Consider the following 26187-nt stretch of genomic DNA (forward strand, 5'->3'; position numbering starts at 1 on the left):
CCAGGCAAGATCGTTCCGCAATAGCTCAGTGGTAGAGCAACCGGCTGTTAACCGGTAGGTCGTAGGTTCAAATCCTACTTGCGGAGCCACTTTTCTCTTTTTGGAGAGCTGTCCGAGTGGCCGAAGGAGCACGATTGGAATTCGTGTAGGCGGCAAAACCGTCTCAAGGGTTCGAATCCCTTGCTCTCCGCCAGTTTTTCAATACAACAAGGCCCGTTGGTCAAGCGGTTAAGACACCGCCCTTTCACGGCGGTAACACGGGTTCGAATCCCGTACGGGTCACCATTTATTTTTATATCGTCGCGGGGTGGAGCAGTCTGGTAGCTCGTCGGGCTCATAACCCGAAGGTCGTTGGTTCAAATCCAGCCCCCGCAATTAGTGTGGTCCTGTGGTGTAGTGGTTAACATGCCTGCCTGTCACGCAGGAGATCGCGGGTTCGACCCCCGTCAGGACCGCCATTTTTAATTTAAAGACTTACATACATGGCTTTGTAGCTCAGTTGGTAGAGCAAAGGACTGAAAATCCTTGTGTCGGCGGTTCGATTCCGTCCAAAGCCACCATGTGGGGGGGTAGCGAAGTGGCTAAACGCGGCGGACTGTAAATCCGCTCCCTCGGGTTCGGCGGTTCGAATCCGCCCCCCCCCACCACTTAGGGGCATAGTTTAGCGGTAGAACTACGGTCTCCAAAACCGTCAGCGCGGGTTCGATTCCTGCTGCCCCTGCTTTAATATTATGGCGATTGTGGCGAAGTGGTTAACGCACCGGATTGTGATTCCGGCATTCGAGGGTTCAATTCCCTTCAGTCGCCCCATTTTATTGGGCTGTAGCCAAGTGGTAAGGCATCGGATTTTGATTCCGACATGCGAAGGTTCGATCCCTTCCAGCCCAGCCAACTATGCGGAAGTAGTTCAGTGGTAGAATACGACCTTGCCAAGGTCGGGGTCGCGGGTTCGAATCCCGTCTTCCGCTCCATTCTTTGGCGCCATAGCCAAGTGGTAAGGCAGAGGACTGCAACTCCTCTATCGTCGGTTCGATTCCGACTGGCGCCTCCAACATAATATGCCGGTGTGGCGGAATTGGTAGACGCGCACGACTCAAAATCGTGTTCCTCTGGAGTGTCGGTTCGACTCCGACCACCGGTATCCGTAGATCCTAGCTGAGGCTAGGGTCTTTTTTTATTTATACGATTACTTTATATTAGAGAATGAAAATATTGCAATCTTGATTGGTTAAAGGAGAAATAATTTCAAAATTATAACTTTTATTAGGAGTAACATAATTCCTATGTATGTTACAATTTACGGGAATGATTTATGTGGGGAGGTACAGTTATGATAAAGAAAAAAAGGTGGTTCATTTTACTCTTCACGATAGTCACCGTAACGATATTAATTTCTTCAGTTGTTTATTTTTTTTACGGATTTTCTTCAAGTTCGTCATATTCCATCGATGAAGAGCTTGAAGGAGATGAACTTGATCGAGCTAAAGAACTTAAGCGGTTCCTTGAGGCGAACCCATCAGGTCGTCCAAATGCGGTTCATAAAATCAACCCAAAACTTGAAACCGGATTAGTGTTTGATGATTTAGAGAAACTCAACAAGTCTAACCTAGTTCGAGTCATGCACGAAATGACTCACCAGAAAATTTCCGCTGATAAAAAATACGGTGCAATCCTAATGTCTCACGAGAATATTCGTGAGGTTCGAGCGTATTTAGAACTTGCTCGGAAAAAGAACAAATTAAATTTAAACGACTACACCAAGCTCGGGAAAATCATCGAACAATGGGAACAAGCTGACTTTAGCAACATTGATAAAGATCAGGATTATATGCTGGATGGAATGGGTGCAAAAATCGGTTACTCTAATGGCTTGGCTACACCGGAAGAAGAAGAGCTATTCATTTTGAATAATTTTGGAGAAAAATATGTATACACCATCAATTTAAAACCGATGGAAAAAGCAGAAAATTAATCTTACTACAATGTTCTATTTCTAAGGGTGTACTTTTAAGAACTGTATTGATGGAGAAGCATTGAAGAAAAAATAAATGATTCAAATAGCCACGGATGACTGAGTAGATGAAGTCATTCGTGGCTATTTTGAATTTATAAAGTTCATTCAGTCTCATCTAAAGTTGATGTCAACGTATCCAAATAGTCAGACCCAAAGTTATTCAAAATATACAACTCTTCCTCGAGAGGTGTAGCTAAACCGTTGGAGAAACCACGATTGGCATTTAGCAAACGCAGCAACTGGTCTTGCTCGACATCAGCCTGACTGAAGTCGTCACGCGCCCAATTATCGAGCATGGCCCGCAATTCCTTATACACGTTCGGACCAATTTGATTGTTTCTCTCTAGCAAGGTAAGGTACTCAGCCGAAGCCGTGATGTTTTCTTCCGACATCGGAATCGCGCCCCATTTCGAGCGGGCCGAGATTTTCTGATGAGTCATCAAATGCATGTTCTTTACTAATGTCGTCCGACTCAAATTGTCAGGATCGTAACGTGCAAGGAGCTCGACACGGGTCCGATCGGTCGCGTTTCCACGCCGATTGAACGGATCTCCTTTAGATACCTCAATCTGCAACTCTCTGACACGATCTGCGTATTTGTCCTCTAATGCCTCGTTCTGCATACCTTGGCTCATATTTGTATAGAAGGTATACCCGACGACTAGAATCGGAAGTAAGATGATGAAAGCAATCGATAGAAAGGTGACACGCTGTCGTGTAAATATTCGTTTTCTCAAAGTACCCCACCTCATTTCATTTGCTACACGTTGGATTCTATCATACTTATTATGTTTTTAATTCTATAAAAGGGATTTAATTGAAATAATTAAATTTGAAATAATCAAACAATAAAAATAATATGTGGTATAATTACCTGGTGTTAATAAATGACTCGTTATACGATTTTCAAATCGGACGATGATTCATCTTACTGTCGTCGTAGTGTGGTTTATGTAGTGTAGGAGGAATGAACGAATATGAGTAAAGAAAAGATTGCCCAGCTCCGAAAGCACGTCTCGCCGTTCGAGAAGGCGGACGTGAAGAAGAGTGTCCGGCAAATGATCAATACAATCTTACCGTTTTTGGCAGCATGGTTTCTCGCGTATCAGGCGCTCGACATCTCTGTGTTCTTGACGATTCCGCTCGCGATCGTCGCAGCTGGTTTCGTCGTCCGTATGTTTATCATTTTTCATGATTGCACGCACGGGTCGTTCTTTAAAAATAGAAAAGCCAATAACATCGTTGGCACGATCATGGGTGTGTTGACGTTATTCCCTTATGAGAAGTGGAAACGGGAACATTCGATTCATCACGCCTCAAGTGGAAATTTGGATAAGCGGGGCGTCGGGGACATTTGGGTCATGACGATTGAGGAATACGTCGAAGCTTCGAAATGGACGCGTCTTCAATACCGTCTATATCGCAATCCGCTCGTTATGTTCGGACTTGGACCGTTATATTTGATTCTCATCACGAGCCGCTTCAACCGGAAAGACGCTCGGAAAAAAGAACGCATCAATACACACGTCATTAACGCATCCCTCGTTGTCTTATACGCCGGCATGATCGCCCTGGTCGGGTGGCAGGCGTTTCTCATTGTCCAAGGAATCACGATGTTCACAGCCGGACTTCTCGGCATTTGGCTGTTCTACGTCCAACACACGTTCGAAGACTCATATTTCGAAGACGAGAGTGAGTGGGATTACGTCAAGGCGGCGATTGAGGGAAGTTCGTACTACGAGTTGCCGAGAGTGCTGCAGTGGGTAACGGGGAACATCGGCTTCCACCACGTCCATCACTTGAGCCCCCGTGTGCCGAACTATAACTTGGAACAAGCGCATACATCGACACCACCGTTGCAACGAGCGACGACGATCGGATTGTTCTCGAGTTTGAAGTCGCTTCGCTACAAGCTGTATGATGCGAAGAATAAATCGTTCGTCACGTTCCGTGACATTAAACACCTGTTGCGCGAACCGAAAACATCTTCGCTTTGAAAAGTCTGCCGGCATAATCCGGCAGACTTTTTTTGATTCGTAAAAATATATCAAAATATGATTTATAAGAAAGCAATCAGGGTATATACTGTTCATAACAAGTTGTTATAACAATTTCATTTAAAAGTGTTGACTTCTTAAAAGTATAGGTGTATATTGATTGTAGTCGCTGATGCGGCACACATATGATAACCATGCGGGTGTAGTTTAATGGTAAAACCTCAGCCTTCCAAGCTGATGACGAGAGTTCGATTCTCTTCACCCGCTTCATCATCTCTCTGCCGAGTGGCGGAGAGATTTTTTGTATGCGAAAATGGATTCGAAAGAGGTGATTGGATGAACGGATTAAGTCCGGAAACGATTAAACAAAAAATAGTCGCATACGCTGAGACGATTGGCATCGATGAGTTGAAAGTGACGACGGCTGACCCGTTCATCGTCATGAAAGAACGGCTCGTCAAACAACAAGAGAAAGGTTTCGCTTCCGGCTTTGAAGAGCCGGATTTGGACAAGCGCACGAAACCGGAGCTGTTGCTTGAAGACGCACAGTCGATCATTGCGATTGCAATCGCCTACCCGAGTAAATTAAAAGAGGCGCCGCGCAGTGTCTCCGGGTCTCGCCGGGGACTGTTCGCTAGGGCGTCTTGGGGGCTCGATTATCACCGGGCGGTCGGATCGCGTCTTGAGAAACTGCAAGCCTATATCGAATCGATTGTCCCCGGGGTAAGGACCCGGTCGATGGTCGATACGGGGGAACTCGTCGACCGGGCCGTGGCGGAACGAGCCGGTATCGGTTTCAGCGGGAAGAACTGCTCCATCATTTCCCCGGAAAAAGGCTCATACCTCTATTTAGGTGAGATGATTCTCGATACGTATTTGCCTCCAGACGAGGCAATCGAGGACGGTTGCGGCGATTGTGATAAGTGCATGACGGCTTGTCCGACGTCGGCACTTGTCGAGCCGGGCGTGCTCGATGCGAAGCGATGTATCGCTTATTTGACGCAGATGAAGACGCTCATGCCGCGTGAATTTCGCTCAAAGCTCGGTGGAAGATTATACGGCTGCGACACATGTCAGCAAGTTTGCCCGTATAACCGGAAGAAAGATTGGCGGCACCACGAAGAACTGTTGCCGGAAGCGGAAATCGTCAAACCACTTCTCGAGCCGCTCCTTACACTAAGTAACCGTGAGTTCAAGACGAAGTTTGGCCATTTGTCCGGCGCATGGCGCGGCAAGAAACCGATTCAACGAAACGCCATCCTCGCGCTCGCACATTATCGTGAGCCGTCAGCGATCCCTGTCCTGCGAACGTTCATTCAAGAAGACGCCCGAGAAGACATGCGGGCGACGGCCGTCTGGGCGATTGGTGCGATTCTTGGCGAGGAGGCGGAAACGATTTACGAAGAGATTGAACAAACCGAGCAGTCTGAGATGGTGCTAGAAGAGATTCGCATTTTCCGAGAGGAGTGGGGCCGTGAAGACCGTGTCGTCTAAATGGGGATGGCTGTCGTACGAGTTGAATGAGGCCGGGAAATTGGTCGCCCTCGACTTTGCAACGTCTGCCTCTGAAGAAGAGGCACCGGAATGGCTTGTCAAGTTGATGGAGCGGGTCGAACGCGACGGATTACAAGACGAGGACCGCCGATGGATTGAGATGGCAGGAACGTCATTTCAACGTGACGTCTGGGACGCGCTCTTGACGATTCCGTCTGGTGAGACGCGCTCTTATAAAGACATCGCCGAACAGATCGGTCGGCCGAAAGCGGTTCGTGCCGTCGGACAGGCGTTGAACCGGAACCCGTTGCCGATTCTTTTCCCTTGTCACCGCGTCATCGGCAGCAGTGGGAAGTTGACCGGGTTTGCCGGCGGGCTTTCGGAAAAACAACGTTTACTTGAAATCGAACAACAAAAGTGAGGTAAAAATCGTATGGCTATCCATGTCGTCATGTTTCAACCTGAAATTCCAGCGAACACTGGGAACGTCTCCCGGACGTGTGCCGCAACAAACGCTGTATTGCATTTGATTCGCCCGCTCGGCTTCTCGACGGACGATAAGATGTTGAAGCGGGCCGGGCTCGACTATTGGCAGTTCGTCGACGTCCGTTATCATGACTCGCTCGATGAACTGTGGGCAAAGCATCCGGACGGTGAGTTTTTCTATATCACGAAGTACGGAGAAAAGTATCCGAGCGACCTCGACGTCTCGGTCGTCGACAAAGATTACTTCTTCGTCTTCGGTCGTGAGACGAAAGGGTTGCCGATGGAAGTGATTGAAAATAATCTTGACCGCTGCATCCGTCTCCCACAGTCGAACCTCGTCCGTTCGCTCAACGTCTCGAACACGGCGGCGATCATCGTCTATGAGGCGCTCCGTCAACAAGGCTACGCTGGACTCAAATAAAAAAAGAGCCGGATTCGTGAGAATCTCGGCTCTTATTGGTTACCTTCTGGTTTTCTGTTATATCCTGCTGTAAAAATCGCGGCGAGGAAGACGACGCTGACTGCCATCATCAATAATAAGCCCATCCGAAAATCCCCCTTTTGTTCTCCATGACTACAAATATTATAATATACTTGATATTAGATTTGCACTGAATATGAGAAATAAATGTGAAATTGGAGCCTCCCTATGAAAACGAATGTGTACTTATTGAGCTATGCCCCGCTGATTGGCATCATCTTGTTCTCGATGTCGCTCGCCATCGCGACGAGTGAATACGTCATCGAGTGGCTGACGCGCATCGGTGTCTATAGCGAAGTCATCGCCCTGTTGTCCGTCCAAGAGACGAAAGTGCTCGTCCTCGTCGTCTTTTTTACGATTTACTTTATGCTCTTTAGCGCGTTCAAACTTGTCGCCGACACGTTCAACCAGCTCGGCTTCGCCTTTTTCGCCCGTGAGACGAATGGGAGCTCGCTACATCGACTGAAGCCTGGCGCGACGATTTTCCTCGTCGGTTCAGGGGTCAGCTTCTTATTCCTCAATTCCTTGCTCGCTGCAATCGCCGTTTTGCTCGGCACGTTCGTTTTGTATTTATTCTATTACATTTGGCAAGTGAGCCAATTGATGTCGACGTTTCGGGCAATCGGACTGTTGCTCATTCAAGCGATGATGTGGGCCCTTCTATTAAGCGGGCTGGCGTGGGCGCTGCTTCGCCTATTTAACTCAGTCGGAGATATTATTTTATAAATGACGAAGAGGCTGGGACATAACTCAGTAGATTTATAAGAAAGAGGCCACCTGGCGCGACTCGTTCGCGCCAGGTGGCCTCTTCTCCTTTTGATTGAAATGCTTTAGAACTGGCTAGTTATGTCCCAGCCTCTTTATCGATGCGCTTCTGTCCAGACGATGGCCGGATAGGCACGGTTGGCGAGTTCTGGGAACGGACGTGGGGTATCCGCCCCGAGCCAAATCGCGGTGATCGTCTCATCTGTCAATCCGACGTACCACATATCTTTGTGGGCGTTCGTCGTTCCGGTCTTACCACCGACATACGGACGCTTGATTTGCCCGGCATAGCGACCCGTCCCGTACGTCGTGACAGCCGACAACGCTTGTCGCATCGTCGCAGCTGTCTCTTCTGACCAGATGGCTTGTTTCGTCATGCTCGGGCTGATCGTCGGGGCGCCCGAGGCGAACCGAATCTCTTTAATCGTTTGGCCGGAGACGTAGACCCCGTTGTTCAAAAACGGCGTATACGCAGCCGCCAGTTCTTTCGGGGACACGCCTTGTGTCAACCCTCCGAGCGCGCTCGCCATACTGTTATCTTTATCAGGATCCCATTGGCTGAACATGAGATTGGCCGTGGCGTAGGCCGCCTCTTGGTCGACTTGATTGAACGCGGCGAGTGCCGGCGTGTTGAACGAATAGGCGACCGTATCACGGAACGTGACGTCGCTCAGGACGCGATTGCCGCTATTGGTCGGGCAATACGTCCCGTAACAGACGGGACGGCCGTCGAGCATCGTATCGAGTGTCGCATTCGTCTCCTCGATGAACGGGGCAAAGACGAGAATCGGTTTGATGGCCGACCCTGGTTGTCGGAACGCTTGCGTCGAACGGTTGAACTCCCCACTTTGCTTCATTTCCGAGTCGACGAGGGCGACGATTCGTCCGTTCGGCGTCAGTTCGGCATAGCCGCCGTTCAGTCCGGTAGGCAATTCACTTAACTCCCGTTTCGCAGCCGTCTGGCGTGCGACGGACAAGTACGTCTCGACCGTCGCCTGATTGCTTGCCAAGTAGTCGCGCGCTGCCTCTTCGTCTAGGTCGTACCGGGTTCGCACGAGCCGAATCGCGTCTTTCATGACGGCATCCATGTAGTCGGGATATCGAATCTCGTGGCGTTTATAGCTGGCTTTCAGTTTCACGCCATGTGCCGCGTCATAGGCTTGTTTTGAGACGAGCCCGGCTTCTTTTAGTTGCGTCAAGATGCGGTCTTTTCGTTCGTAAAACGCCGCGGACGGGTTGAGCGGGTCGTACAAGGATGGATTGTTCGGCACCGTCAGCAAATAGGCGATTTGGTTCCAGTTCAAGTCCTCGAGCGGCCGCGAGAAGTACGTGTCGGCCGCGGATTGGATGCCGTATACGTTATGCCCGAAGAAGATAACGTTACTATATGACGTAATAATTTCTTTCTTACTATAATTTTTTTCAAGCGCCCGCGCGATCATCAATTCCTTCACTTTTCGTTCGTATGTCCGCTCATGTGTCAAGTAAACGTTTCGCGCCAGCTGCTGTGTAATCGTGCTCCCGCCTTGGACCGATGTCTCATTGGCGTTATTGATAAACGCCCGGGCGATCCCGCTCAAGTCGTAACCTGGATGGGCGTTGAACTTGCGGTCTTCGATAATCATGATGGCGTCACGAATGTGGTCGGGTAGCCCGTCGAGAGAGACGTCATCGCGGCGCCCGCTCAAATAGAGCGTCTCAGCCCCGCCTTTATAGGCGAGGGTGACGGCGTGCTTCGTCGACAACGGCGCCGTTTCGACGGTCTCCTCGCCCCATGCGACAATCGTCTTCGTTTGTTCGATTTCCTCTTTCAACGCACTGCTCACTGTAAATCCGACAGCGATCAGTCCGGCAAAAAAGAGTGTTCCTACCCATGCCCGCATTCGCTCACCCCTCTCTTCATTCATTATATCGTCAATCTTTCAACAAATTTCAAAATGTAAACGTTATCATATAATAATTTGGGCAGGAATACATTAGGAAACAGCGAAAAAGGGTAAAAGAGGTTTATATTATGAATTTAGGAGGCTGTACTATGAAGCAAGAAATGGTTGCGATGCTCCTCGCGGGAGGGGAAGGGAAGCGACTCGGGCCCCTTACACGTAAGACGGCGAAACCGGCTGTCCACTTTGGAGGGAAGTACCGAATCATCGATTTCCCATTATCGAACTGTACGAATTCGGGAATTACGACAGTCGGTGTGTTGACACAATATGAACCGCTTGAACTGAACCGCTACCTTGGCATCGGGTCGGCATGGGATTTGGACCGCCGCAACGGCGGCTTGGCCATCTTGCCGCCATACCAGGCACAATCGGGGAAAAACTGGTACGAAGGTACAGCGAACGCGATTTATCGAAACTTGAGCTATATCGACGATTACGACCCAGAGTACGTCTTGATTTTGTCGGGTGACCATATTTATAAAATGGATTACGAGAAGATGCTCGATTTCCATAAAGAAAAAGGAGCGGACGTCACCATCTCGGTCATGGAAGTGCCGTGGGACGAAGCCCCTCGTTTCGGGATTTTGAACACGACCGACGACCTCCGCATTAAAGAATTTGAGGAGAAGCCTGAAAAACCGAAGAGCAACTTGGCTTCGATGGGGATTTACATCTTTAACTGGAAAGTGCTTCGGGAGCACTTGATTCAAGACGCGGAAGATGAGACGTCAAGCTTTGACTTCGGGAAGAACATCATTCCGAATACGCTACTCGACGGACTTGACGTCTTCGCCTACAAGTTCAAAGGTTACTGGAAAGACGTCGGTACGATTCAGTCGCTCTGGGAAGCGAACATGGACTTGTTAGAGGAAAATCCGCCGTTCGACTTATACGACCCGAACTGGAAGGTGTATTCAGTCAACCCGAACCAGACGCCGCAATACATCGGGAAAGACGCCTGCGTCGAACAGTCAGTCATTAACGAAGGCTGTCAAATCGAAGGGGAAGTCCAACACTCCGTCTTATTCTATGACGTGCGTGTCGGCGAGGGGTCACTCGTCAAAGACTCTGTCATCATGCCGGGGGCTCGCATCGGAAAAGATGTCACGATTCATCGAGCCATCGTCGCAAGCTGTGCCGTCATCGAAGACGGAGCGACAATCGGCGAGCCGGGTGGTGAGATTGTTGTCATTGAACCTCACGAAAACATCGAGAGCGGAGCAGTATTCAAACAACGTGTTTGAACTTAAAAAAGACCGACGCAAGGAGGCGTTATTGTTGACGAATGATTTGTTAGGGGTCATCAACTTAGGGACCGAAGAAGGATTATTTCCAGAGTTTACGGGACATCGCAATTTGGCGTCCGTCCCGTTCTCTGGACGTTATCGACTCATTGACTTCACATTGACGAATATGATTACGCAAGGCATCAATCAAGTCGGGATTTTCACGCTCGACAAGTATCGCTCGCTCATGGACCATGTCGGTTCAGGGAAAGAGTGGGACCTTGACCGTTCGCAAGGCGGCCTTCACATCTTCCCACCGGCGTTAAAGCCGGACGGGGAAGCTTATTTGGGCGACTTGGCAAACTTCTCGATGCACCGCGAACACTTCGTACGCAGTAAACAGCCGTACGTCGTTATCACAGGCTCAAACGTCTTGACGACAATCGACTTCCAAGACATGCTCAAGCACCATAAATCGATGGGCGCGGACATTACGCTCGCCTATACCGGGCACGAGCAAAAGTGTGGGTACTGCCGCCCGATTCGTCTCGGTGAGAACGACCGTGTCGTCGGCATCTCGGAGCGGGGCTTTAGCCCGGACGACGAGTACGCATACACGGAGACGATCATCATGTCGAAGAACTTGTTCCTTCGACTCGTCGATGAGGCGACGTCACGTGGCGAGTATGATTTACTCGACGGCGTGATTCGCCCGCAGCTCCATCGCTTACACGTTCACGGGTATCACTATACGGGTAAAATGCAGGTCATCCATTCGGTTCTTTCGTACTATAATGAAAGTATGCGTTTGCTTCGTCATGAGGGAATCATCTATGATTTCCCGCACATTTATACGAAGATCAAGCACGAACCGCCGACGCGTTATTTGAAAGGGTCGAAAGTGAATGAAGCGCTCGTCGCCAACGGCTGTAAAATCAGCGGCGAAGTGCAAAACAGTATCTTGTTCCGCGGCGTCGTCATCAGCGAACATGCCCGCGTCAAAAATTCAATCATTTTATCCAAGTCCATCATCGAAGAAGGCGCTGTCGTCGAGAACGCCATTTTAGATAAAGAAGTGGTCGTGAAACGCGGACAGGTCATTCGAGGGACGGTCGATGAACCGATCGTCATCGGAAAACGGACAACGGTGTGAAGGAGGATATTATGAAAATATGGTATGTCGCTTCAGAAGCGGCACCGTTCATGAAAACGGGGGGGCTTGCCGATGTCATCGGCTCGCTCCCTCAAGCGGTGTCTGGCCTTGGTGAGGAAGTCAGTGTCGTCATGCCGAAGTATGGCACGATTGCTGAGGAATACGTCGAGAAGATGGAATACTTATTCGATTTGATTGTTCCGGTCGGCTGGCGCAAGCAGTTCGCCGCGGTGCTCAAACTCGAACACGATGGCATCACGTACTACTTCATCGATAACGAATACTATTTCAATCGCGAAGGTGTGCTCTACGGACACTATGACGACGCGGAACGATTCGCGTTCTTCTCACGTGCCGCCCTCGAGATGATCGGGAAGTTAGACGAGACGCTCGTCCCGGACGTGCTCCACTGCCACGACTGGCAGACCGGTGTCGTGCCGGCGTTTTTACGGATTCATTATCAACATATCGAAGCGTATCAAAAGATTCGCACCGTGTTTACGATCCATAACCTTCAGTACCAAGGCATCTTCCCTGAAGACGTGCTCGGCGAATTACTTCAATTCGGGCATGAACACTTCACGGCCGAAGGGATTCAGCATAACGGGCTCGTCAATTACATGAAGGCGGGAATCGTTCATTCCGATCAAATCACGACGGTCAGCCCGTCTTATCGTGATGAAATCATGGAGCCATACTACGGGGAAGGGCTCGACGCGGCCCTCCGGCATCGCGCCGTCGACGTCCGTGGGATTTTAAACGGTCTCGACTTGGCGACGAACGACCCGAGCACGGACAAACGCATCGCGAAGACGTACGACTTGGACACGGTGAAAGAAGGGAAGGCCGTCAACAAACGTGCCCTTCAAGAGCGGTTCGGGTTAGAAGTAAGGGATGACGTCATGCTCATCGGATTTGTCAGCCGCCTCGTCGAACAAAAGGGTCTCGATTTGATTAATGGGGTGAGCGATGAGCTCGGTAACCTCGATTGTCAATTTGTCTTCCTCGGCTCAGGTCAACCTGAGTATGAGGCGATCGTTCATGAGATGACGGCGCGCCATCCGGGTAAAATCGGCTCTTATATCGGGTTCGATATCGAGCTCGCCCATTTGATTTATGCCGGATCGGACGCATTCCTTATGCCGTCACGCTTTGAGCCGTGCGGCCTCAGCCAGTTGATTTCGATGCGTTACGGGACGCTCCCGATCGTTCGTGAGACGGGCGGACTTCGTGACACAGTGAAGCCATTCAACGAATATACGCAGGAAGGGACCGGTTTTGGGTTCTTGAACTACAACGCTCATGAAATGCTCGCCACGATTGAAAAATCGATTCGTGTCTTCTATGACCGCAACACGTGGAATGCCCTTGTCCATCAAACGATGACGGCGGACTTCAGCTGGAAACAATCCGCGAAGCAATACCGTGAGCTCTATCACTTATTCGCATGACTGGAAGGAGTTTTACACATATGTTCACAGACAAACAGAGCTTCGTCACTTCGTTTAAAGACCGATTCGTCGCCTTAAACGGGAAATCGTTCAAGGAAGGGACCGAGCAGGAAGTGTATCAGACGTTGGCTACGATGGTGCGTGAGCAAGCAATCCCGAAATGGATTAACACGCGCGACAAGCAAGAAGAGAAACAGAGCAAGCAAGTCATTTATTTCTCGCTCGAGTTTTTGTTAGGTCGTTTCCTTTACAACAACTTGCTCAGCATGGACGTGCTCGAAGTCGTTCAGGAAGGTCTCGAGGAGCTTGGATTCGATTTCTTTGAAATCACCGAGTTCGAGCCGGAGCCGGGACTAGGGAACGGGGGACTCGGTCGATTGGCCGCCTGCTTCCTCGACTCCCTCGCTGCGCTCAGTCTGCCGGGTCACGGGAACGGGATTCGTTATCGCTATGGCCTCTTCAAGCAAAAGATTGTCGACGGCTATCAAGTCGAGCTCCCGGATAACTGGCTTCGCGACGGCAACATGTGGGAGACGCGCCGCACCGACCGTGCAGTCGACGTCAACTTCGGTGGCTGGATTGAGATGCGCCAAATCGGCGACCGTCTGCGTGTCGTCCATCATCCGGACGAAGTCGTCCGGGCCGTCCCGTACGATATGCCGGTCATCGGTTACAAAAATGATGTCGTCAACACACTCCGTCTATGGAACGCCGAATCGCCTTACGACGATGAGGAGTATATGGAACGGACGAAAGGGTCATACAAAGACTTGCTCAAACATAAGCAGTCGATTGCGACGATTTCTGAATTCCTTTATCCGGATGACACGACGTACGAAGGAAAAGTGCTGCGCCTGAAACAACAATACTTCTTCGTGTCGGCGGGCATCCAATCGATGATTGCCTCATATCTCCGTCATAACAAATCGCTTAAACATCTAGGTGACCATTACGCCGTCCACATTAACGACACGCACCCGGTCGTCGCCATTCCCGAACTGATGCGCATCTTGATGGATGAGCATGGCTACGGATGGGACGAGGCGTGGCGTGTGACGAAAAGTGTCATGTCGTTCACGAACCATACGCTCCTCGCCGAGGCGCTTGAGAAGTGGCCGGTCGAGATGTATGAGCGGTTGTTGCCGCGTATTTATCAAATCATCGAAGAAATCAATCGTCGCTTCTGTCGCGACGTGCTCGTCAACTATCCGCATCTCGAGCCGCACATGGGGGAAATCGCCATCGTCTCGAACGCGCATATCAACATGGCGAACTTGGCTGTCGTCGGTTCACACTCGACGAACGGTGTCGCCCAAATCCATACCGATATATTGAAGCAACGCGAGATGCGTCATTTGTACGAGATGTTCCCGCTTCGCTTCAACAACAAGACGAACGGGATCACGCACCGTCGTTGGTTACTCAAGTCCAACCCGCGCCTCTCGAACTTGATTACGGACGCGATCGGTCCGTCTTGGATTGAACATCCGAACGACCTAGAGAAGTTGATGGGCTACTCGAAAGACGCGAGCTTCCAAGAGCAGGTCATGGACGTGAAGCAACAGAACAAGCTCGACTTGGCGTCATATATTCAAGACGAGACGGGCATCACGGTAGACCCGAACTCGATTTTCGACGTCCAAGTGAAGCGGCTGCACGCCTATAAGCGTCAGCTTATGAACGCGCTCCACATTCATGCCCTCTATCAAAAGATCAAAGCGGACCCGACGTTCACGATGGTACCGCGGACGTTCATCTTCGGTGCGAAAGCGGCACCTGGATACTACTATGCGAAAGAAGTCATCCGTTACATCAACGCTCTCGCGACGATGATCAATCACGATAAACGGGCGAGCCAGTTCATTAAGATCGTCTTCCTTGAGAACTATCGCGTCTCCATGGCAGAACGAATCTTCCCAGGCTCTGATGTGAGCGAGCAAATCTCGACGGCGAGCTACGAAGCGTCAGGGACCGGCAACATGAAGTTCATGATGAACGGTGCGCTCACGATCGGGACGCTCGATGGGGCGAACATCGAGATTCGAGATGCGGTCGGAGATGACCATATCTTCATCTTCGGCTTGACGCCGCAAGAAGTCATGAACTACAAGAAGTTCGGCGGTTATCATGCGGCGGACATCTATCATGCGAACCAAGAAATACGTGATGTCGTCGACGGTCTCGTCAACGGAACGTTCGATAAGGTCGGTGAGTATCAATTCCAGGCGATCTTTGATTCGCTGCTCGTCTACAACGACGATTTCCTCGTCTTGAAAGACTTCGCCTCCTATATGCAGGCACAGCGTCGGGCCGGGGAAGTGTTCGCCGATCAGGCGCGTTGGGCCGAGAGTTCAATCGTCAATACGGCCAAATCGGGAATCTTCTCGAGCGACCGGACCATCACGGAATACGCGAACGCGGTTTGGAACATCAAACCGACGAGCGTGAAATAAAAAACGAGATCCACCCGTTATGGGTGGACCTCGTTTTCTGGATAAGAGATCCAGTCAGAATAAGAGCCGGGGTAAAGACGGACATCATCTTTGCCGAGGGCGTGTAACGCTAAGATGTTGACACAGGCGGTGACGCCGCTCCCGCAATAAAAGATGGGGTTCGGGACGTCGAGCACGTCGGCATATAGCTCTTTCAAGTCGTGAAAGTCCTGTAGTGTCCCGAGGTCCGTGACCGCATCGGCGTACGAGCAGAGGACGGCGTTCGGGATATGGCCCGCCTTCTTGTCAATCGGTTCATGGCTCCCGTCGTAACGGTCGACCGTTCGCGAGTCGAACAAGTAACCGGAAGAAGCCGACTTTACCTCGTCTAGCGTGGCAATCATCTCGTCTTGGAAACGGGGTTCGTACCCCGAGGCCGGATAGTTCGGCACATCGGTCGTCGTTTCGCCGCAATATGTGATGCCGGCTTGAATCCCGCCTTCTAGCACGACGACACGTTCATGGCCGGCCCATTTGAAGAGCCACCACGCGCGCGCGGCGTAAGGGAAGCCGTCGTCGTAGATGACGACGAGGTCATCTTGTTGAATCCCGATGCGACGGAGTGTCGCCGTCCACGCTTCTTTTGACGGGAGCGGGTGACGGCCGCCGTGCTCTTCGACGGGACCGGACAAGTCTTCCATCAAATCGAGAAAGACCGCGTTCGGGAGATGACCTTGGCGATACACGTACTTCCCGTAGGAAGCGTCGTTCAAGGAATAGCGGCAATCAATAAAGCGAATCGAGTCCGTATGGACGATGTGTTTCAATTCTTGGGCACGCATAGTTGGGAACATAGAATCACCTCGAAGTTTCGTTACTTCCATCCTATACAAGATGGAACAAATTGGCGAGTACTTCGATTGAATTTTAAATGTCGAAAGGGGAACTAACCATGGCATGGCAACAAACGTATGAACGGTGGAAACAACACGAGGCGCTCGAGCCGCATCTTCGGGTCGAACTCGAGGAGATGGCGAAAGATGATACGTCACTCGAAGACGCCTTCTATAAGACGCTCGAATTCGGGACGGGCGGAATGCGTGGCGAAATCGGGCCTGGGGCCAATCGGATGAACATCTATACGATTCGGAAAGCTTCAAAAGGGTTCGCCGACTTCATCGCCGCTTCTGGCGATGAAGCCAAACGGCACGGTGTCGTCATCGCGCACGACTCGCGTCACTTCTCGCCAGAGTTCGCGCTCGAGGCGGCGCGCACGCTCGCTTCGAACGGGATTAAGACGTACTTGTTCCCGAGCCTCCGAGCGACGCCAGAGCTATCGTTTGCGGTGCGTCACTTGAACGCCTTTGGTGGGATCGTCATTACGGCGAGCCACAATCCTCCAGAGTATAATGGTTTCAAAGTATACGGTGCGGACGGCGGACAGTTGCCGCCGGCAGAAGCCGACGAACTCGTCTCATACGTCAATGCGATTGAAGACGAACTGTTGATTGAAGTGAAAGAAGAGGCGGGCCTTCGTTCAGACGGCACGCTCGTGACGGTCGATTCATCCGTCGACGCGGCCTACATGGAGGCGTTACAGTCGATTCGCATCCATCACGACGTCCAAGGAGATCCGCTCAAAATCGTCTTTTCACCACTCCACGGCACCGGCCGTCGCCCCGTCATGGAAGGGCTCAAGGCGTATGGCTTCGAGCACGTGACAATCGTTGAAGAACAAGCCGAGCCAGACGGTGCGTTCCCGACGGTCAGTTACCCGAACCCGGAAGAACGGGCCGCGTTCGAGCTCGCCATGCAATACGGCGACCGCGTCGGGGCTGACCTTTTGATGGCGACGGACCCGGATGCCGACCGCGTCGGCTTCACGGTCCGTGATCGGAATGGCGACTGGTTCGTCTTAACGGGCAACCAGACGGGTGCGCTCCTCATGGACTACATTTTGTCACAAAAAGTGGAGACCGGTACGCTTCCGACGAATGGGTTTGTCGCCAAGACGATCGTCACGTCTGAACTCGGGGCGGCCATCGCGAAGGCGTACGGTGTCCATCTTGAGAACACGCTCACCGGCTTCAAATTTATCGGGGAGAAAATCAAGCAGTACGAGGAGTCAGGAGAATACGAGTTCTTGTTCGGTTACGAAGAGAGCTACGGTTATTTGATCGGTGATTTCTGTCGCGATAAAGATGCCGTTCAGGCGTGTCTTCTTGGAGCGGAGATGGCAGCCTTCCATAAACAGCACGGACGCACCCTTTACGACGCGCTCCAAGCCGTCTATGAGAAGTATGGCTTCTATGAGGAGTCGCTCCAGTCGATGACGCTCAAAGGGAAAGCTGGACTTGAGCAAATCGGCCGGATGATGGAAGCGTTCCGAGCGAACCCGCCGCAAGAAGTCGGTGGTTACGAAGTCGTCCGTTTCGAAGACTATAAGAAACAAGTCGCGACCGACCTTCGCCAAAACGAGTCGGAGGCGATCGACTTGCCGTCTTCGAACGTGCTCAAATTCATCTTTGAGGACGGCTCATGGTTCTGCCTCCGTCCATCGGGGACCGAGCCAAAAATCAAGTTCTATTTCAGCGTTCACGCGGACAGTGCCGAGAAGACGACGGCGAAACGTGAAGCGATTGAACGCGATGTGATGAAGCAAGCGAAAGCCATCGATTGATGTTTGACCACTGCCCTGACGAGGGTGGTGGTTTTTGTTTGACAACGTATGCCCCCGTCAGTATGATGAGTATATTGTTTAAAACCATGTAATCGTATATGGATTATCAGGAAGGCGGAATTTATATGAAGAAATCATTAACGGCTGTACTCGCATTCGGCGCATCATTCGGAGTGCTCGCAGCTTGCGGCTCAGAGACGAACAGCGGTTCGGAAGAGACGGTCATCACGGTCGGGACAGAAGCGACATACCCACCGTTCACGTACAAAGACAAAGGTGAACTCACAGGGTACGACATCGACGTGTTGAACGAAGCGGCAGAGCGGGCCGGTTATACGCTCGAATTCGAAGCGATGGACTTTAAAGGGCTCGTCCCGGCACTCGACGCGGAACGCATCGACTTGATTGCCAACCAAATGAGCATCACGCCAGAGCGTCAAGAGAAGTACGCGTTCTCTGACCCGTATGCGATCTCAGGCGCCCAAGTCATCGTCGGATCAGACAACGAAGACATCCAAGGCATCGACGACCTCGACGGCAAAGTCGTCGGCTCGACGCAAGGATCTGTGTACGCACAGATGGCTGAAGAAGCTGGCGCCGAAGTGAAGTTCTACAAAGGTGCGAACCAAGTGCTCCAAGACCTTCAAGTCGGTCGCCTCGACGCAGCCTTGAACGACCGTCTCTTCATCTTGACAGAGCTTGAGAAGACGGGCTACGACGTGAAAGCAGTCGGTGACGTCTTCAACCAGAGTCAAGCCGGCTTCATGGCCCGTCAAGACTCAGACGTGCTCGAAGGCTTGAACGAAGCGCTCGCTGAAATGAAAGAAGACGGCACGATGGAGGAAATCGGAGAGAAGTACTTCGGTGAGGACATCAGTCAATGAATGAACTGATCACGACCGTCATCGATAACCGTTCGGTCTATCTTGAAGCCGTGCAATTGACGTTGATCGCCAGTGTGCTATCGATTGTGCTTGCATTGGTACTCGGTCTGATCATTGCGTTGCTTCATAGTAGTCCCATCAAACCTGTCCGGTGGTTCACGCGGTTGTACATCTCGTTCTTCCGCGGGACCCCGCTCTTGTTACAATTGCTCATTCTTTACGTCGGGTTGACGGGCTTCGTCCAGTTGAGCGGCATGCAGGCGCTCATCTATGGACTCGGTCTCCACTTCGCGGCGTATATCTCGGAAGCGTTCCGCGCGGCCATCCATTCGGTCGACAAAGGGCAAGTCGAGGCGAGTGTCGCCCTCGGGATTCCGCGTGGGAAACGATTCAAAGACATCATCTTCCCACAAGCCTTGTCGCGTGCGATTCCACCTGTCTCGAACTCGGTGATCGATATCATCAAATCGACGTCGCTCGGTTCGGTCATCGCGGTTCAAGAATTGACATACGTCTCGGACCAAATCGCCGCGACGACGTATCTCGTCATGCCGCTCCTGTTGTTCTCGGCAACGATTTATTGGATTTTGTCGACGCTCATTCAAGCGGGCCAGCATCGTCTCGAACGTCGCTATGCGGTTCGTTAAGCACAAAAAGCAGTCACTTCTCATCTTACGGTTGAGAGGTATGACTGCTTTTTTGTATTATGGATTGCAAAAATCACAGTATGCCGGGGAGGCGTATACGTCAGGATCAAGATATTCTGTTAGTTGATAGTGACAAGTAGAGCAGGCGTGGATGTGTCGCACAATTTGTTTAGTAGGAGAATGACACTGCTCGCATAATCGCCCAGGTACTTTTCGTGCGACACGGAAACCCGGTGTTTCACATTTTGGGCATAATGAATTTGCTTGTTCAATTAGTTTTCTCGTCGCCATCTCAATATTTTTCATGCGGGTTGGATTGGCGTATGCCCGCATGTCCGTCTCTATAAAAACTTGTCGATTCGTCGATTTGTTTAAGCAATACGTAAAAGCTTCCTGCAGCGATGATTCATCCGCAATATTTTTTAATATAACGGAAGAGTGTTCATCATCTGGTCGGAGGATTACGTGATGGTCTGGAAACCCAACTTCATTCACGAACTGAAGCGCGGAAGAATAGTTTTGAACGACGGTATGATTAAAATTTGTATCGATTCCTTCGTAATAACCTTGTAATTCAATATTTCGTTCATAATCTTTTAGTAACACCAATTCAGTGTTCCATGGAATAGGGGCAAGAGGATGAAATCCGAATGTACCTTCACTGGCTATTCCAACATGTAGGTTTGACAGCTCTATGACCATATTTGCTTTTTTTCGTGCTGTTTCGAGTTGTGAGTCTTGCCGACCTATCTCTCTAGTAAATGTTCCGAACTGGTCGGTATCAAATTGATTTACATGTAAGCGGCATCCTAGCTGTTCTTCAAGAAGGGGCTTTATAACTATTTCTTTTTGGTGCATTGTGACTAACATAACATCTCGATCTTTTAAAAAACTCATCACACGTTTCCTTTCTATTCACATACAGATTCCTTTTGAAAAATATAAAGGAGCGATTCAGTCAAAGTAAATATATTTTCAACAGTATGAAATAAAAAAGAAGTGAAACCACATTAGCGGTTCACATCTTTTTTAGATTAGTTTTAACGGATGACTTGCTCTGTTTCAGAATCGAAGAAGTGTGCTTTTGTCATATCGAGCGCGAGTGTGACGTCATCGCCCATATGGATGTTCGAACGTCCGTCGATGCGAGCCGTGAACTGGTGGCCACCGAGTTCGGCGTACAAGTACGACTCGGCGCCCATGAGCTCAGCGACATCGATGTGTGTTTGGAACGTGTGTGTCGTCGGCGAATCGATGTAGATCGGCTCATCATGGATCGATTCTGGACGAATTCCGAGGATGAGTTCTTTCCCGATGTACCCACGGTCGCGAAGACCTTTCATCTTCCCTTCAGGCACGTTGATCTCTTCGCCGCTCACGACGAACTTGCCGTCTGCGAGTGTACCGCGGAAGAAGTTCATCGAAGGTGATCCGATGAAGCCGGCAACGAAGATGTTGTCCGGGTTGTCGTACACTTCTTTCGGCGAACCGACTTGTTGGATGATCCCGTCTTTCATGATGACGATACGAGTCGCGAGTGTCATCGCTTCCGTTTGGTCATGGGTAACGTAAATCGTCGTCGTGTCGAGACGGTTGTGGAGCTGGATGATCTCTTTACGCATCTGTACGCGAAGCTTGGCATCTAAGTTTGAGAGCGGCTCATCCATCAAGAATACTTTTGCGTCACGGACGATGGCACGGCCGATGGCGACACGTTGGCGCTGACCACCTGAGAGTGCTTTCGGTTTACGCTCGAGGTACTCTTCAAGTCCGAGGATGCGGGCTGCGTCTTGGACGCGGCGATCGATTTCATCTTTCGGGAATTTGCGAAGCTTCAAACCGAACGCCATGTTGTCATACACGCTCATGTGCGGGTAGAGGGCGTAGTTTTGGAAGACCATCGCGATGTCGCGGTCTTTCGGTGCGACGTCGTTCATACGCTTGCCGTCGATGATGAAGTCACCGCTCGAGATTTCTTCGAGACCTGCGATCATACGGAGTGTCGTCGACTTCCCGCAACCAGACGGTCCGACGAAGACGATGAACTCGCGGTCTTTAATGTGCAAGTTAAAGTCGCTGACTGCCTTCGAGTCCCCACCGTCGTATATTTTATCAATGTGATTCAATTGAATTTCTGCCATGTCGTTAGCCTCCTGAGAATGTGCTCTTGTATAATAGCGCTTACAAGAACGATTATACGATGAAACCGCTTGCATTGAATATGGACACGTTGCACAAAAACATTTACTCAGATTTGTGCAACGTGACAATCAGTTGGAGCAGACTCGCATCGTGGAACTGGCGCGCGTCATAACCGGTCGCTTCATAGAGCCGGTCGAGCCGATAGTTGAGCGTGTTCCGATGCATGAAGAGCGCCTTGGCGGTATGGGAGACGTTCAGCGTATGGGCGAACAGCGCCTCGAGCAGCTCCCGTGCCGTCGCATCGAGGGCTTGATGCGTTGTCTCGGTCAGGCGGAGACGAGCGGCAAAAGACTCATGGTCTTGTAACAAATAATGGTATAATAATTGACTAGCAGGGTAAGCTTTAATAGAGCGTTTCGCGAGCGGGAGCAACACTTGATGTTCCGCATAAAGCGGGGCGAGCGCACCGAGCGGGCGCTCGCTATAAACGACGCTCGCTTCGACATAAAAGTCACCGGCGACGGCGCGCAAGACGTCTTCGAACTCGGCCATGTCGACGAGCGTTTCCGTCTCGAGCACTTCGATGTGTCGCGCGGTCATGACGATGATGACGGCAGAAGGCATGAAGTCACGGAGCACGTCGACGAACGTCTCGAGCGCTTCCGGCTCCTGGTAATGCAGGGCAAGCGACGAGAGCCGGAACAGCCGCTCGATGCGGAACGCGTCGTCGAACAGTCGGCCATGCCACAACGCTTGGACCGAATCGAGCGTCGTGACGAACGGAGTCGCCCAAAGCGAGACGAGCCGTCGCTCGCGTTCGGTCAGTTCCGTTTTCGGAAGACCGAACACCGTCCCATCATGGGCTTTGTACCAGACATAGTCACCGGATGCGTCCTCCGACCGATGGACAACGGACGGGAAAATCGATTTAATACGTTCAAACGTAGTCAACACAATCACCTCTTCAACAATGTATCATATTTCAGATCGGAGGCAGACAGTTTGGATAGTCTACTGAAAATAATCATCATGATCGCCATCGGGGCGACCATCGGGGGAGTGACGAACTTCTTCGCCATCAAAATGTTGTTTCGTCCGCACGAGCCGAAGTATATCGGCAAGATGCGCGTCCCGTTCACGCCAGGACTCATTCCAAAGCGACGCGACGAACTGGCGTCAAGCCTCGGGAAGACCGTCGTCAAGCACCTGCTGACGCCGGAAGGGATGCGCAAGCGTCTTCTCGACGAACAAATCAGCAGTCACATTACCCATTTCGTCCAAACCGAGGTCGAGAAGATGTTGCGGTCGGAGAAGACGGTCCGCTCCCTCATCGAACCGCTCTATCCGGATGCAGAGGAACGGATTTTGACGGCGGCGGACGCGAGACTCCGGGACGAATTGACGCATGTGCTCCAAGACGTCAAAACCCGGAAACTGTATGAGCTTCTCGGCGAGGAAGGGATGGACCGCGTCCGCGCTATCATCCCTGAGATCGTCGACACGATGCTCATCAAGTCGGAAGAGTATTTTTATTCAGTGGAAGGGGAGGCCCAGCTGCGCCATATGGTCGACTCATTCGTCCAACGCCGCCTCGGCTTTATCGCTGGCTTTATCCAAAACGTGAACTTCGTCGAGATGATTCGTCCGGAAATTATCAATATCTTACGGGGCAGCTCGACGCGGGCCGGGATGGCGACGATGATCACGCGCGAGTTCGAACGGTTCAGCGAGCGTCCGGTCGCGACGTTCCTCGATGAGCCGCTTGAGAAGCGCCTCATCGATGGTGTCGTCACCGAAGTCGTCACACGCCTGCCGGTCGGAAGTCTACTCGACCGGACCGTCTATTCGTATACACGTGACGTCGAGGCGCGCGTCGTCGAAGAGCTCGTGCCGAAAGGGGTGACGCTCGTCATCATGCGCTTCACCGATCAGATGGAGACGATTATGGACCGTTTGAAGATTGACCAAATCGTTCAAGAGCAGGTCCGCTCGCTCGACACCTCGTATTTAGAGGAGATCGTCTTGTCGATCTCAAAACGGGAGTTCCGGGCAATAACATGGCTTGGGGCGCTATTAGGTGGTATGATTGGGTTGATTCAAGGGTTGATTGCCATCATTTGATTGGCACGCCCTAATAGCTTTTAGGAGGACGTCACATGTCACAAACAAACTTGTACGATCATGCTTACCAATTGGAGAAAGCACTTCGCGATTCTGAAGAGTTCACAAACCTCTCTTCACTATACGACCGTGTCAATGCGGATGCAGAAGCGAACCAGTTGTTCGCTGACTTCCGTGAAATCCAAATGACGCTTCAACAGAAGCAGATGCAAGGGGAAGAGATCTCAGAACAAGAGATGATGGACGCCCAAACGAAAATGATGAACGTTCAACAGAACGAGTTGATCATGGAGCTCATGCAAGAAGAGCAGCGCATGCACCAGCTCGTCACAGAAGTGACGAAAATCATCATGAAGCCACTCGAAGAGCTTTACGCTCCGATGGTGAACGAAAACGAAGTCCAATAAGGATGGATGGCGGATGGCTCATGCCATCCGTTTTTTTGTTGAACAACTTGTCAAATCCGATATGATAACGCTTCCATAACTGGTGGTATACTATCCTTGTAGAAACTTTCACATGGAGGGTGGACGCCGTGATTACGTGATTGGAAATCGATTGTTGGATGTTGGTGACGTACCGGAATCGGTCGCGTCGCATCCGATGATGCCGCCGCTGAGCGTATATGCGTTCCATGTCCAAAAAGGGCATCCGCTCATCGGTCGTGAGCTACGCGAGACGTTATGGTCCCGCCACGGGCTGACAGTGCTCGGAGAACGGAGAAAAGGGTTGGCCCATCGCCTTCACGCCGCGAGAGCGGACACGGTGCTCCATGAGGGACGTCTCCTCGTCAGTGGGGCAGAAGAAGACGTCCATCGCATCGCGCGTCAAGAAGGGTTGCGTTATGAGCACGTCTCACCGAGAGACGTCTACGGGAAAGAGGCGGGGGTCGTCGTCTTCACGATACCGGCCGACAGTCCGCTCATCGGGCGCTGTTTGAAAGAGAGCCGTCTCCGCAATCGATACGGCTTGAACGTCTTGCGCGTGATTCGTCCGAACGAGGAGATGGCGATGACGAAGCTGAAAGACGTTCGCCTCGAGCAGGGAGATATGCTCGTCGCCCAAGGAGAATGGGGTGACTTGGAGAAAGTCGGGGATGAGACGCACTTGCTGCTCGCGAATGAGCGGGTGACCGACGTGGCAAACCGGGCCGTATCGGAGCGGCATCAGCTCGCCGCCGGCATCATCATGGCCGCAATGGTCGCATTGCTCGTCTTCGAATGGATCGACCCGACCGTCGCCGTCTGGTTGGCCGCCTTGGCGATGGTGCTCACGGGGGCGGTCCGGCATATGGATGTTGCCTATCAATCGATTCAATGGTCGTCGCTCTTACTCATCGCGACGATGATGCTCAGTCAAATCATCTCGAACACCGCGACGGCCGTCCTGTTTGCACCGCTCGCTTTGTCGCTCGCGTCGGCGCTTGACGTCAGTCCGGTTCCGCTCGTCGTAGCGGTCGCAATCGCGGCCTCGCTCGCATTCATGACGCCGTTCGGTTCGCCGACGAATGCGATGGTGTTCGGCATCGGGGGCTATCGCTTCTTTGACTTCGTCAAAGTCGGCTTGCCGTTGCAAGTCGTGACAGCGATCATCGCGATTTTCACGATTCTACTCATCTTTCCGTTTTAAAGGACATGTTAATCCATCCGCCGAATATGTGAAAAAATGCTAAATGATGAGGGGATAGACGATGTTGAAACGAATCGGAATGTTATTGGCGGTCGTCTCGTTAGCCGCTCACAGGCAGTTCGTACTCGCTAGACGGCAAGACGTCGGAAGACCTCCATCCGGACGATTATTGGCAATGGCGGAAGGACTGGGATCAAAAATATAGCGAATGAACGAAACGCCTCGGGATACCCGAGGCGTTTCAGGCTGTTGACGAACCAATTCGCTTCTCGCGGATTGGTTCGTCTTTTTTTAGGTTCGATGAGCTTGAGGCGCTCTGCCCGGCACAAGATTGAAAAAATGGTATGTATACGGTCTCTCCAGGCAAACAGGTTGGCCAGCTTCTTCATGTTTTGTGCGGTGGCTGCCACCAGGTTGGCGCGCTGGACCGCCTCACGGCCCCGGTAGAACGTGAAGCGGAGCCCATGAAGCTCCTTCGCGTCGGCGAACGAGCGCTCCACGGTCTGTGGCCGGAGACGGTATAGGTATTGACCGGATGCGGTCAATCGATTCCGGCTCACCTTGCTCACCTTCTTTTTAGGTTCGCTGGGCTCGGCGGGCTCTAGCGCTTTTTTCCGTGCGCGGACCGATCCTCGTTCA

22 protein-coding genes, 14 tRNA genes and 1 pseudogene are annotated in these 26187 nt (G+C 51.4%); 30 read left to right on the forward strand and 7 right to left on the reverse strand.

Translation table 11 applies throughout. From position 1 onward, the window contains the following. The first annotated feature begins 14 nt into the window (after positions 1 to 14). From KNP76_RS13730 to KNP76_RS13795, 14 genes are all read left to right on the forward strand, one after another. A tRNA-Asn gene (locus KNP76_RS13730) sits at positions 15 to 89 on the forward strand. Positions 90 to 102: 13 nt separating this feature from the next. After that, positions 103 to 193, forward strand: a tRNA-Ser gene (locus KNP76_RS13735). 17 nt (positions 194 to 210) lie between these two features. Next, positions 211 to 285: transfer RNA gene (locus tag KNP76_RS13740), tRNA-Glu, on the forward strand. A gap of 16 nt (positions 286 to 301) precedes the next feature. Beyond that, a tRNA-Met gene (locus KNP76_RS13745) sits at positions 302 to 375 on the forward strand. A 7-nt stretch (positions 376 to 382) separates the two neighbouring features. Next, positions 383 to 458: transfer RNA gene (locus KNP76_RS13750), tRNA-Asp, on the forward strand. 26 nt (positions 459 to 484) lie between these two features. Beyond that, positions 485 to 560: transfer RNA gene (locus KNP76_RS13755), tRNA-Phe, on the forward strand. Positions 561 to 563: 3 nt separating this feature from the next. Beyond that, positions 564 to 647 (forward strand) — tRNA-Tyr (locus tag KNP76_RS13760). A gap of 3 nt (positions 648 to 650) precedes the next feature. After that, positions 651 to 721 (forward strand) — tRNA-Trp (locus KNP76_RS13765). A gap of 13 nt (positions 722 to 734) precedes the next feature. Then, positions 735 to 810: transfer RNA gene (locus KNP76_RS13770), tRNA-His, on the forward strand. A gap of 6 nt (positions 811 to 816) precedes the next feature. Next, a tRNA-Gln gene (locus KNP76_RS13775) sits at positions 817 to 891 on the forward strand. Between the two features lie 5 nt (positions 892 to 896). Further along, positions 897 to 971, forward strand: a tRNA-Gly gene (locus tag KNP76_RS13780). Positions 972 to 977: 6 nt separating this feature from the next. Continuing rightward, positions 978 to 1051, forward strand: a tRNA-Cys gene (locus KNP76_RS13785). Between the two features lie 9 nt (positions 1052 to 1060). Continuing rightward, positions 1061 to 1141, forward strand: a tRNA-Leu gene (locus KNP76_RS13790). A gap of 189 nt (positions 1142 to 1330) precedes the next feature. Then, positions 1331 to 1972, forward strand: coding sequence for a DUF6241 domain-containing protein (locus KNP76_RS13795; protein ID WP_214844858.1), 642 nt, complete (start codon positions 1331 to 1333; stop codon positions 1970 to 1972). A 143-nt stretch (positions 1973 to 2115) separates the two neighbouring features. On the opposite strand, the gene KNP76_RS13800 is transcribed toward KNP76_RS13795, so the two are convergent. Further along, on the reverse strand, positions 2116 to 2751 hold the full coding sequence (locus KNP76_RS13800) for a DUF6241 domain-containing protein (protein ID WP_051690310.1): 636 nt from the start codon (positions 2749 to 2751) through the stop codon (positions 2116 to 2118). 240 nt (positions 2752 to 2991) lie between these two features. Between KNP76_RS13800 and desA the strand changes: the two genes are divergently transcribed. The 6 genes from desA (at position 2992) to KNP76_RS13830 (ending at position 7198) form a co-directional block, all read left to right on the forward strand. Further along, on the forward strand, positions 2992 to 4011 hold the full coding sequence (gene desA, locus KNP76_RS13805; RefSeq protein ID WP_034816573.1) for a Delta(5) desaturase DesA: 1020 nt from the start codon (positions 2992 to 2994) through the stop codon (positions 4009 to 4011). Positions 4012 to 4207: 196 nt separating this feature from the next. Continuing rightward, a tRNA-Gly gene (locus KNP76_RS13810) sits at positions 4208 to 4278 on the forward strand. Positions 4279 to 4347: 69 nt separating this feature from the next. Beyond that, positions 4348 to 5505, forward strand: coding sequence for a tRNA epoxyqueuosine(34) reductase QueG (gene queG / locus KNP76_RS13815; protein WP_034816576.1), 1158 nt, complete (start codon positions 4348 to 4350; stop codon positions 5503 to 5505). Continuing rightward, positions 5486 to 5926 carry a methylated-DNA--[protein]-cysteine S-methyltransferase gene (locus KNP76_RS13820; RefSeq protein WP_051690311.1) on the forward strand — a complete coding sequence of 147 codons (441 nt, stop codon included), beginning with the start codon at positions 5486 to 5488 and terminating at the stop codon, positions 5924 to 5926. The genes queG and KNP76_RS13820 overlap by 20 nt, the downstream gene beginning before the upstream one ends. A 12-nt stretch (positions 5927 to 5938) precedes the next feature. Further along, positions 5939 to 6412 carry a tRNA (uridine(34)/cytosine(34)/5-carboxymethylaminomethyluridine(34)-2'-O)-methyltransferase TrmL gene (trmL, locus tag KNP76_RS13825; RefSeq protein ID WP_034816579.1) on the forward strand — a complete coding sequence of 158 codons (474 nt, stop codon included), beginning with the start codon at positions 5939 to 5941 and terminating at the stop codon, positions 6410 to 6412. 228 nt (positions 6413 to 6640) lie between these two features. After that, complete coding sequence (locus tag KNP76_RS13830) at positions 6641 to 7198, forward strand: DUF5366 family protein (protein WP_034807257.1); 558 nt, start codon at positions 6641 to 6643, stop codon at positions 7196 to 7198. A 134-nt stretch (positions 7199 to 7332) separates the two neighbouring features. On the opposite strand, the gene KNP76_RS13835 is transcribed toward KNP76_RS13830, so the two are convergent. Then, on the reverse strand, positions 7333 to 9120 hold the full coding sequence (locus KNP76_RS13835; RefSeq protein ID WP_251137498.1) for a transglycosylase domain-containing protein: 1788 nt from the start codon (positions 9118 to 9120) through the stop codon (positions 7333 to 7335). A 152-nt stretch (positions 9121 to 9272) separates the two neighbouring features. On the opposite strand from KNP76_RS13835, the gene KNP76_RS13840 reads away from it, so the two are divergent. The 4 genes from KNP76_RS13840 to KNP76_RS13855 are packed head-to-tail and all read left to right on the forward strand — an operon-like array spanning position 9273 to position 15466. Beyond that, entirely contained in the window at positions 9273 to 10427 is a 1155-nt protein-coding gene (locus tag KNP76_RS13840; RefSeq protein ID WP_214844860.1) for a glucose-1-phosphate adenylyltransferase, read from the forward strand. A gap of 34 nt (positions 10428 to 10461) precedes the next feature. Then, complete coding sequence (gene glgD / locus KNP76_RS13845) at positions 10462 to 11562, forward strand: glucose-1-phosphate adenylyltransferase subunit GlgD (protein ID WP_051690313.1); 1101 nt, start codon at positions 10462 to 10464, stop codon at positions 11560 to 11562. An 11-nt stretch (positions 11563 to 11573) separates the two neighbouring features. Then, a complete protein-coding gene (glgA, locus tag KNP76_RS13850) occupies positions 11574 to 13013 on the forward strand; it encodes a glycogen synthase GlgA (protein WP_034803799.1) in 1440 nt (479 codons plus the stop codon). A gap of 20 nt (positions 13014 to 13033) precedes the next feature. After that, positions 13034 to 15466 carry a glycogen/starch/alpha-glucan phosphorylase gene (locus KNP76_RS13855; RefSeq protein ID WP_214844861.1) on the forward strand — a complete coding sequence of 811 codons (2433 nt, stop codon included), beginning with the start codon at positions 13034 to 13036 and terminating at the stop codon, positions 15464 to 15466. 17 nt (positions 15467 to 15483) lie between these two features. Here the strand turns inward: KNP76_RS13855 and KNP76_RS13860 are convergent, their stop codons facing one another. Further along, positions 15484 to 16287, reverse strand: a complete 804-nt coding sequence (locus tag KNP76_RS13860; RefSeq protein ID WP_251137499.1) for a sulfurtransferase — start codon at positions 16285 to 16287, stop codon at positions 15484 to 15486. 110 nt (positions 16288 to 16397) lie between these two features. Here KNP76_RS13860 and KNP76_RS13865 point away from each other — a divergent pair, with 110 nt between their 5' ends. The 3 genes from KNP76_RS13865 (at position 16398) to KNP76_RS13875 (ending at position 19656) form a co-directional block, all read left to right on the forward strand. After that, complete coding sequence (locus KNP76_RS13865; RefSeq protein ID WP_214844863.1) at positions 16398 to 18125, forward strand: phospho-sugar mutase; 1728 nt, start codon at positions 16398 to 16400, stop codon at positions 18123 to 18125. Between the two features lie 125 nt (positions 18126 to 18250). Next, the gene (locus KNP76_RS13870; RefSeq protein ID WP_214844864.1) at positions 18251 to 19009 is read left to right on the forward strand and encodes a transporter substrate-binding domain-containing protein; all 759 of its coding nucleotides are present in this window, start codon (positions 18251 to 18253) and stop codon (positions 19007 to 19009) included. Continuing rightward, positions 19006 to 19656: an amino acid ABC transporter permease gene (locus KNP76_RS13875; RefSeq protein ID WP_034803809.1), complete on the forward strand. Its 651-nt coding sequence runs from the start codon at positions 19006 to 19008 to the stop codon at positions 19654 to 19656. The genes KNP76_RS13870 and KNP76_RS13875 overlap by 4 nt, the downstream gene beginning before the upstream one ends. 57 nt (positions 19657 to 19713) lie before the next feature. Here the strand turns inward: KNP76_RS13875 and KNP76_RS13880 are convergent, their stop codons facing one another. The 3 genes from KNP76_RS13880 to KNP76_RS13890 form a co-directional block, all read right to left on the reverse strand. Then, positions 19714 to 20526, reverse strand: a complete 813-nt coding sequence (locus KNP76_RS13880) for a DUF6671 family protein (RefSeq protein ID WP_214844865.1) — start codon at positions 20524 to 20526, stop codon at positions 19714 to 19716. A 170-nt stretch (positions 20527 to 20696) separates the two neighbouring features. Continuing rightward, the gene (locus KNP76_RS13885; protein WP_034803815.1) at positions 20697 to 21797 is read right to left on the reverse strand and encodes an ABC transporter ATP-binding protein; all 1101 of its coding nucleotides are present in this window, start codon (positions 21795 to 21797) and stop codon (positions 20697 to 20699) included. Positions 21798 to 21900: 103 nt separating this feature from the next. Beyond that, a complete protein-coding gene (locus KNP76_RS13890; protein ID WP_214844866.1) occupies positions 21901 to 22752 on the reverse strand; it encodes a PucR family transcriptional regulator in 852 nt (283 codons plus the stop codon). A 75-nt stretch (positions 22753 to 22827) separates the two neighbouring features. On the opposite strand from KNP76_RS13890, the gene KNP76_RS13895 reads away from it, so the two are divergent. From KNP76_RS13895 to KNP76_RS13905, 3 genes are all read left to right on the forward strand, one after another. Further along, positions 22828 to 23919, forward strand: a complete 1092-nt coding sequence (locus tag KNP76_RS13895; RefSeq protein ID WP_051622482.1) for a DUF445 domain-containing protein — start codon at positions 22828 to 22830, stop codon at positions 23917 to 23919. Positions 23920 to 23954: 35 nt separating this feature from the next. Beyond that, positions 23955 to 24326: a YlbF/YmcA family competence regulator gene (locus KNP76_RS13900; protein WP_024371783.1), complete on the forward strand. Its 372-nt coding sequence runs from the start codon at positions 23955 to 23957 to the stop codon at positions 24324 to 24326. Positions 24327 to 24438: 112 nt separating this feature from the next. After that, positions 24439 to 25548, forward strand: coding sequence for an SLC13 family permease (locus KNP76_RS13905; RefSeq protein WP_214844867.1), 1110 nt, complete (start codon positions 24439 to 24441; stop codon positions 25546 to 25548). 374 nt (positions 25549 to 25922) lie between these two features. On the opposite strand, the pseudogene KNP76_RS15900 reads toward KNP76_RS13905, so the two are convergent. Further along, positions 25923 to 26187, reverse strand: a pseudogene (locus tag KNP76_RS15900) (transposase); the annotation flags it as partial.

It is taken from the genome of Exiguobacterium sp. s150, from assembly GCF_018618435.1.
Classification (GTDB): Bacteria; Bacillota; Bacilli; order Exiguobacteriales; family Exiguobacteriaceae; genus Exiguobacterium; species Exiguobacterium alkaliphilum.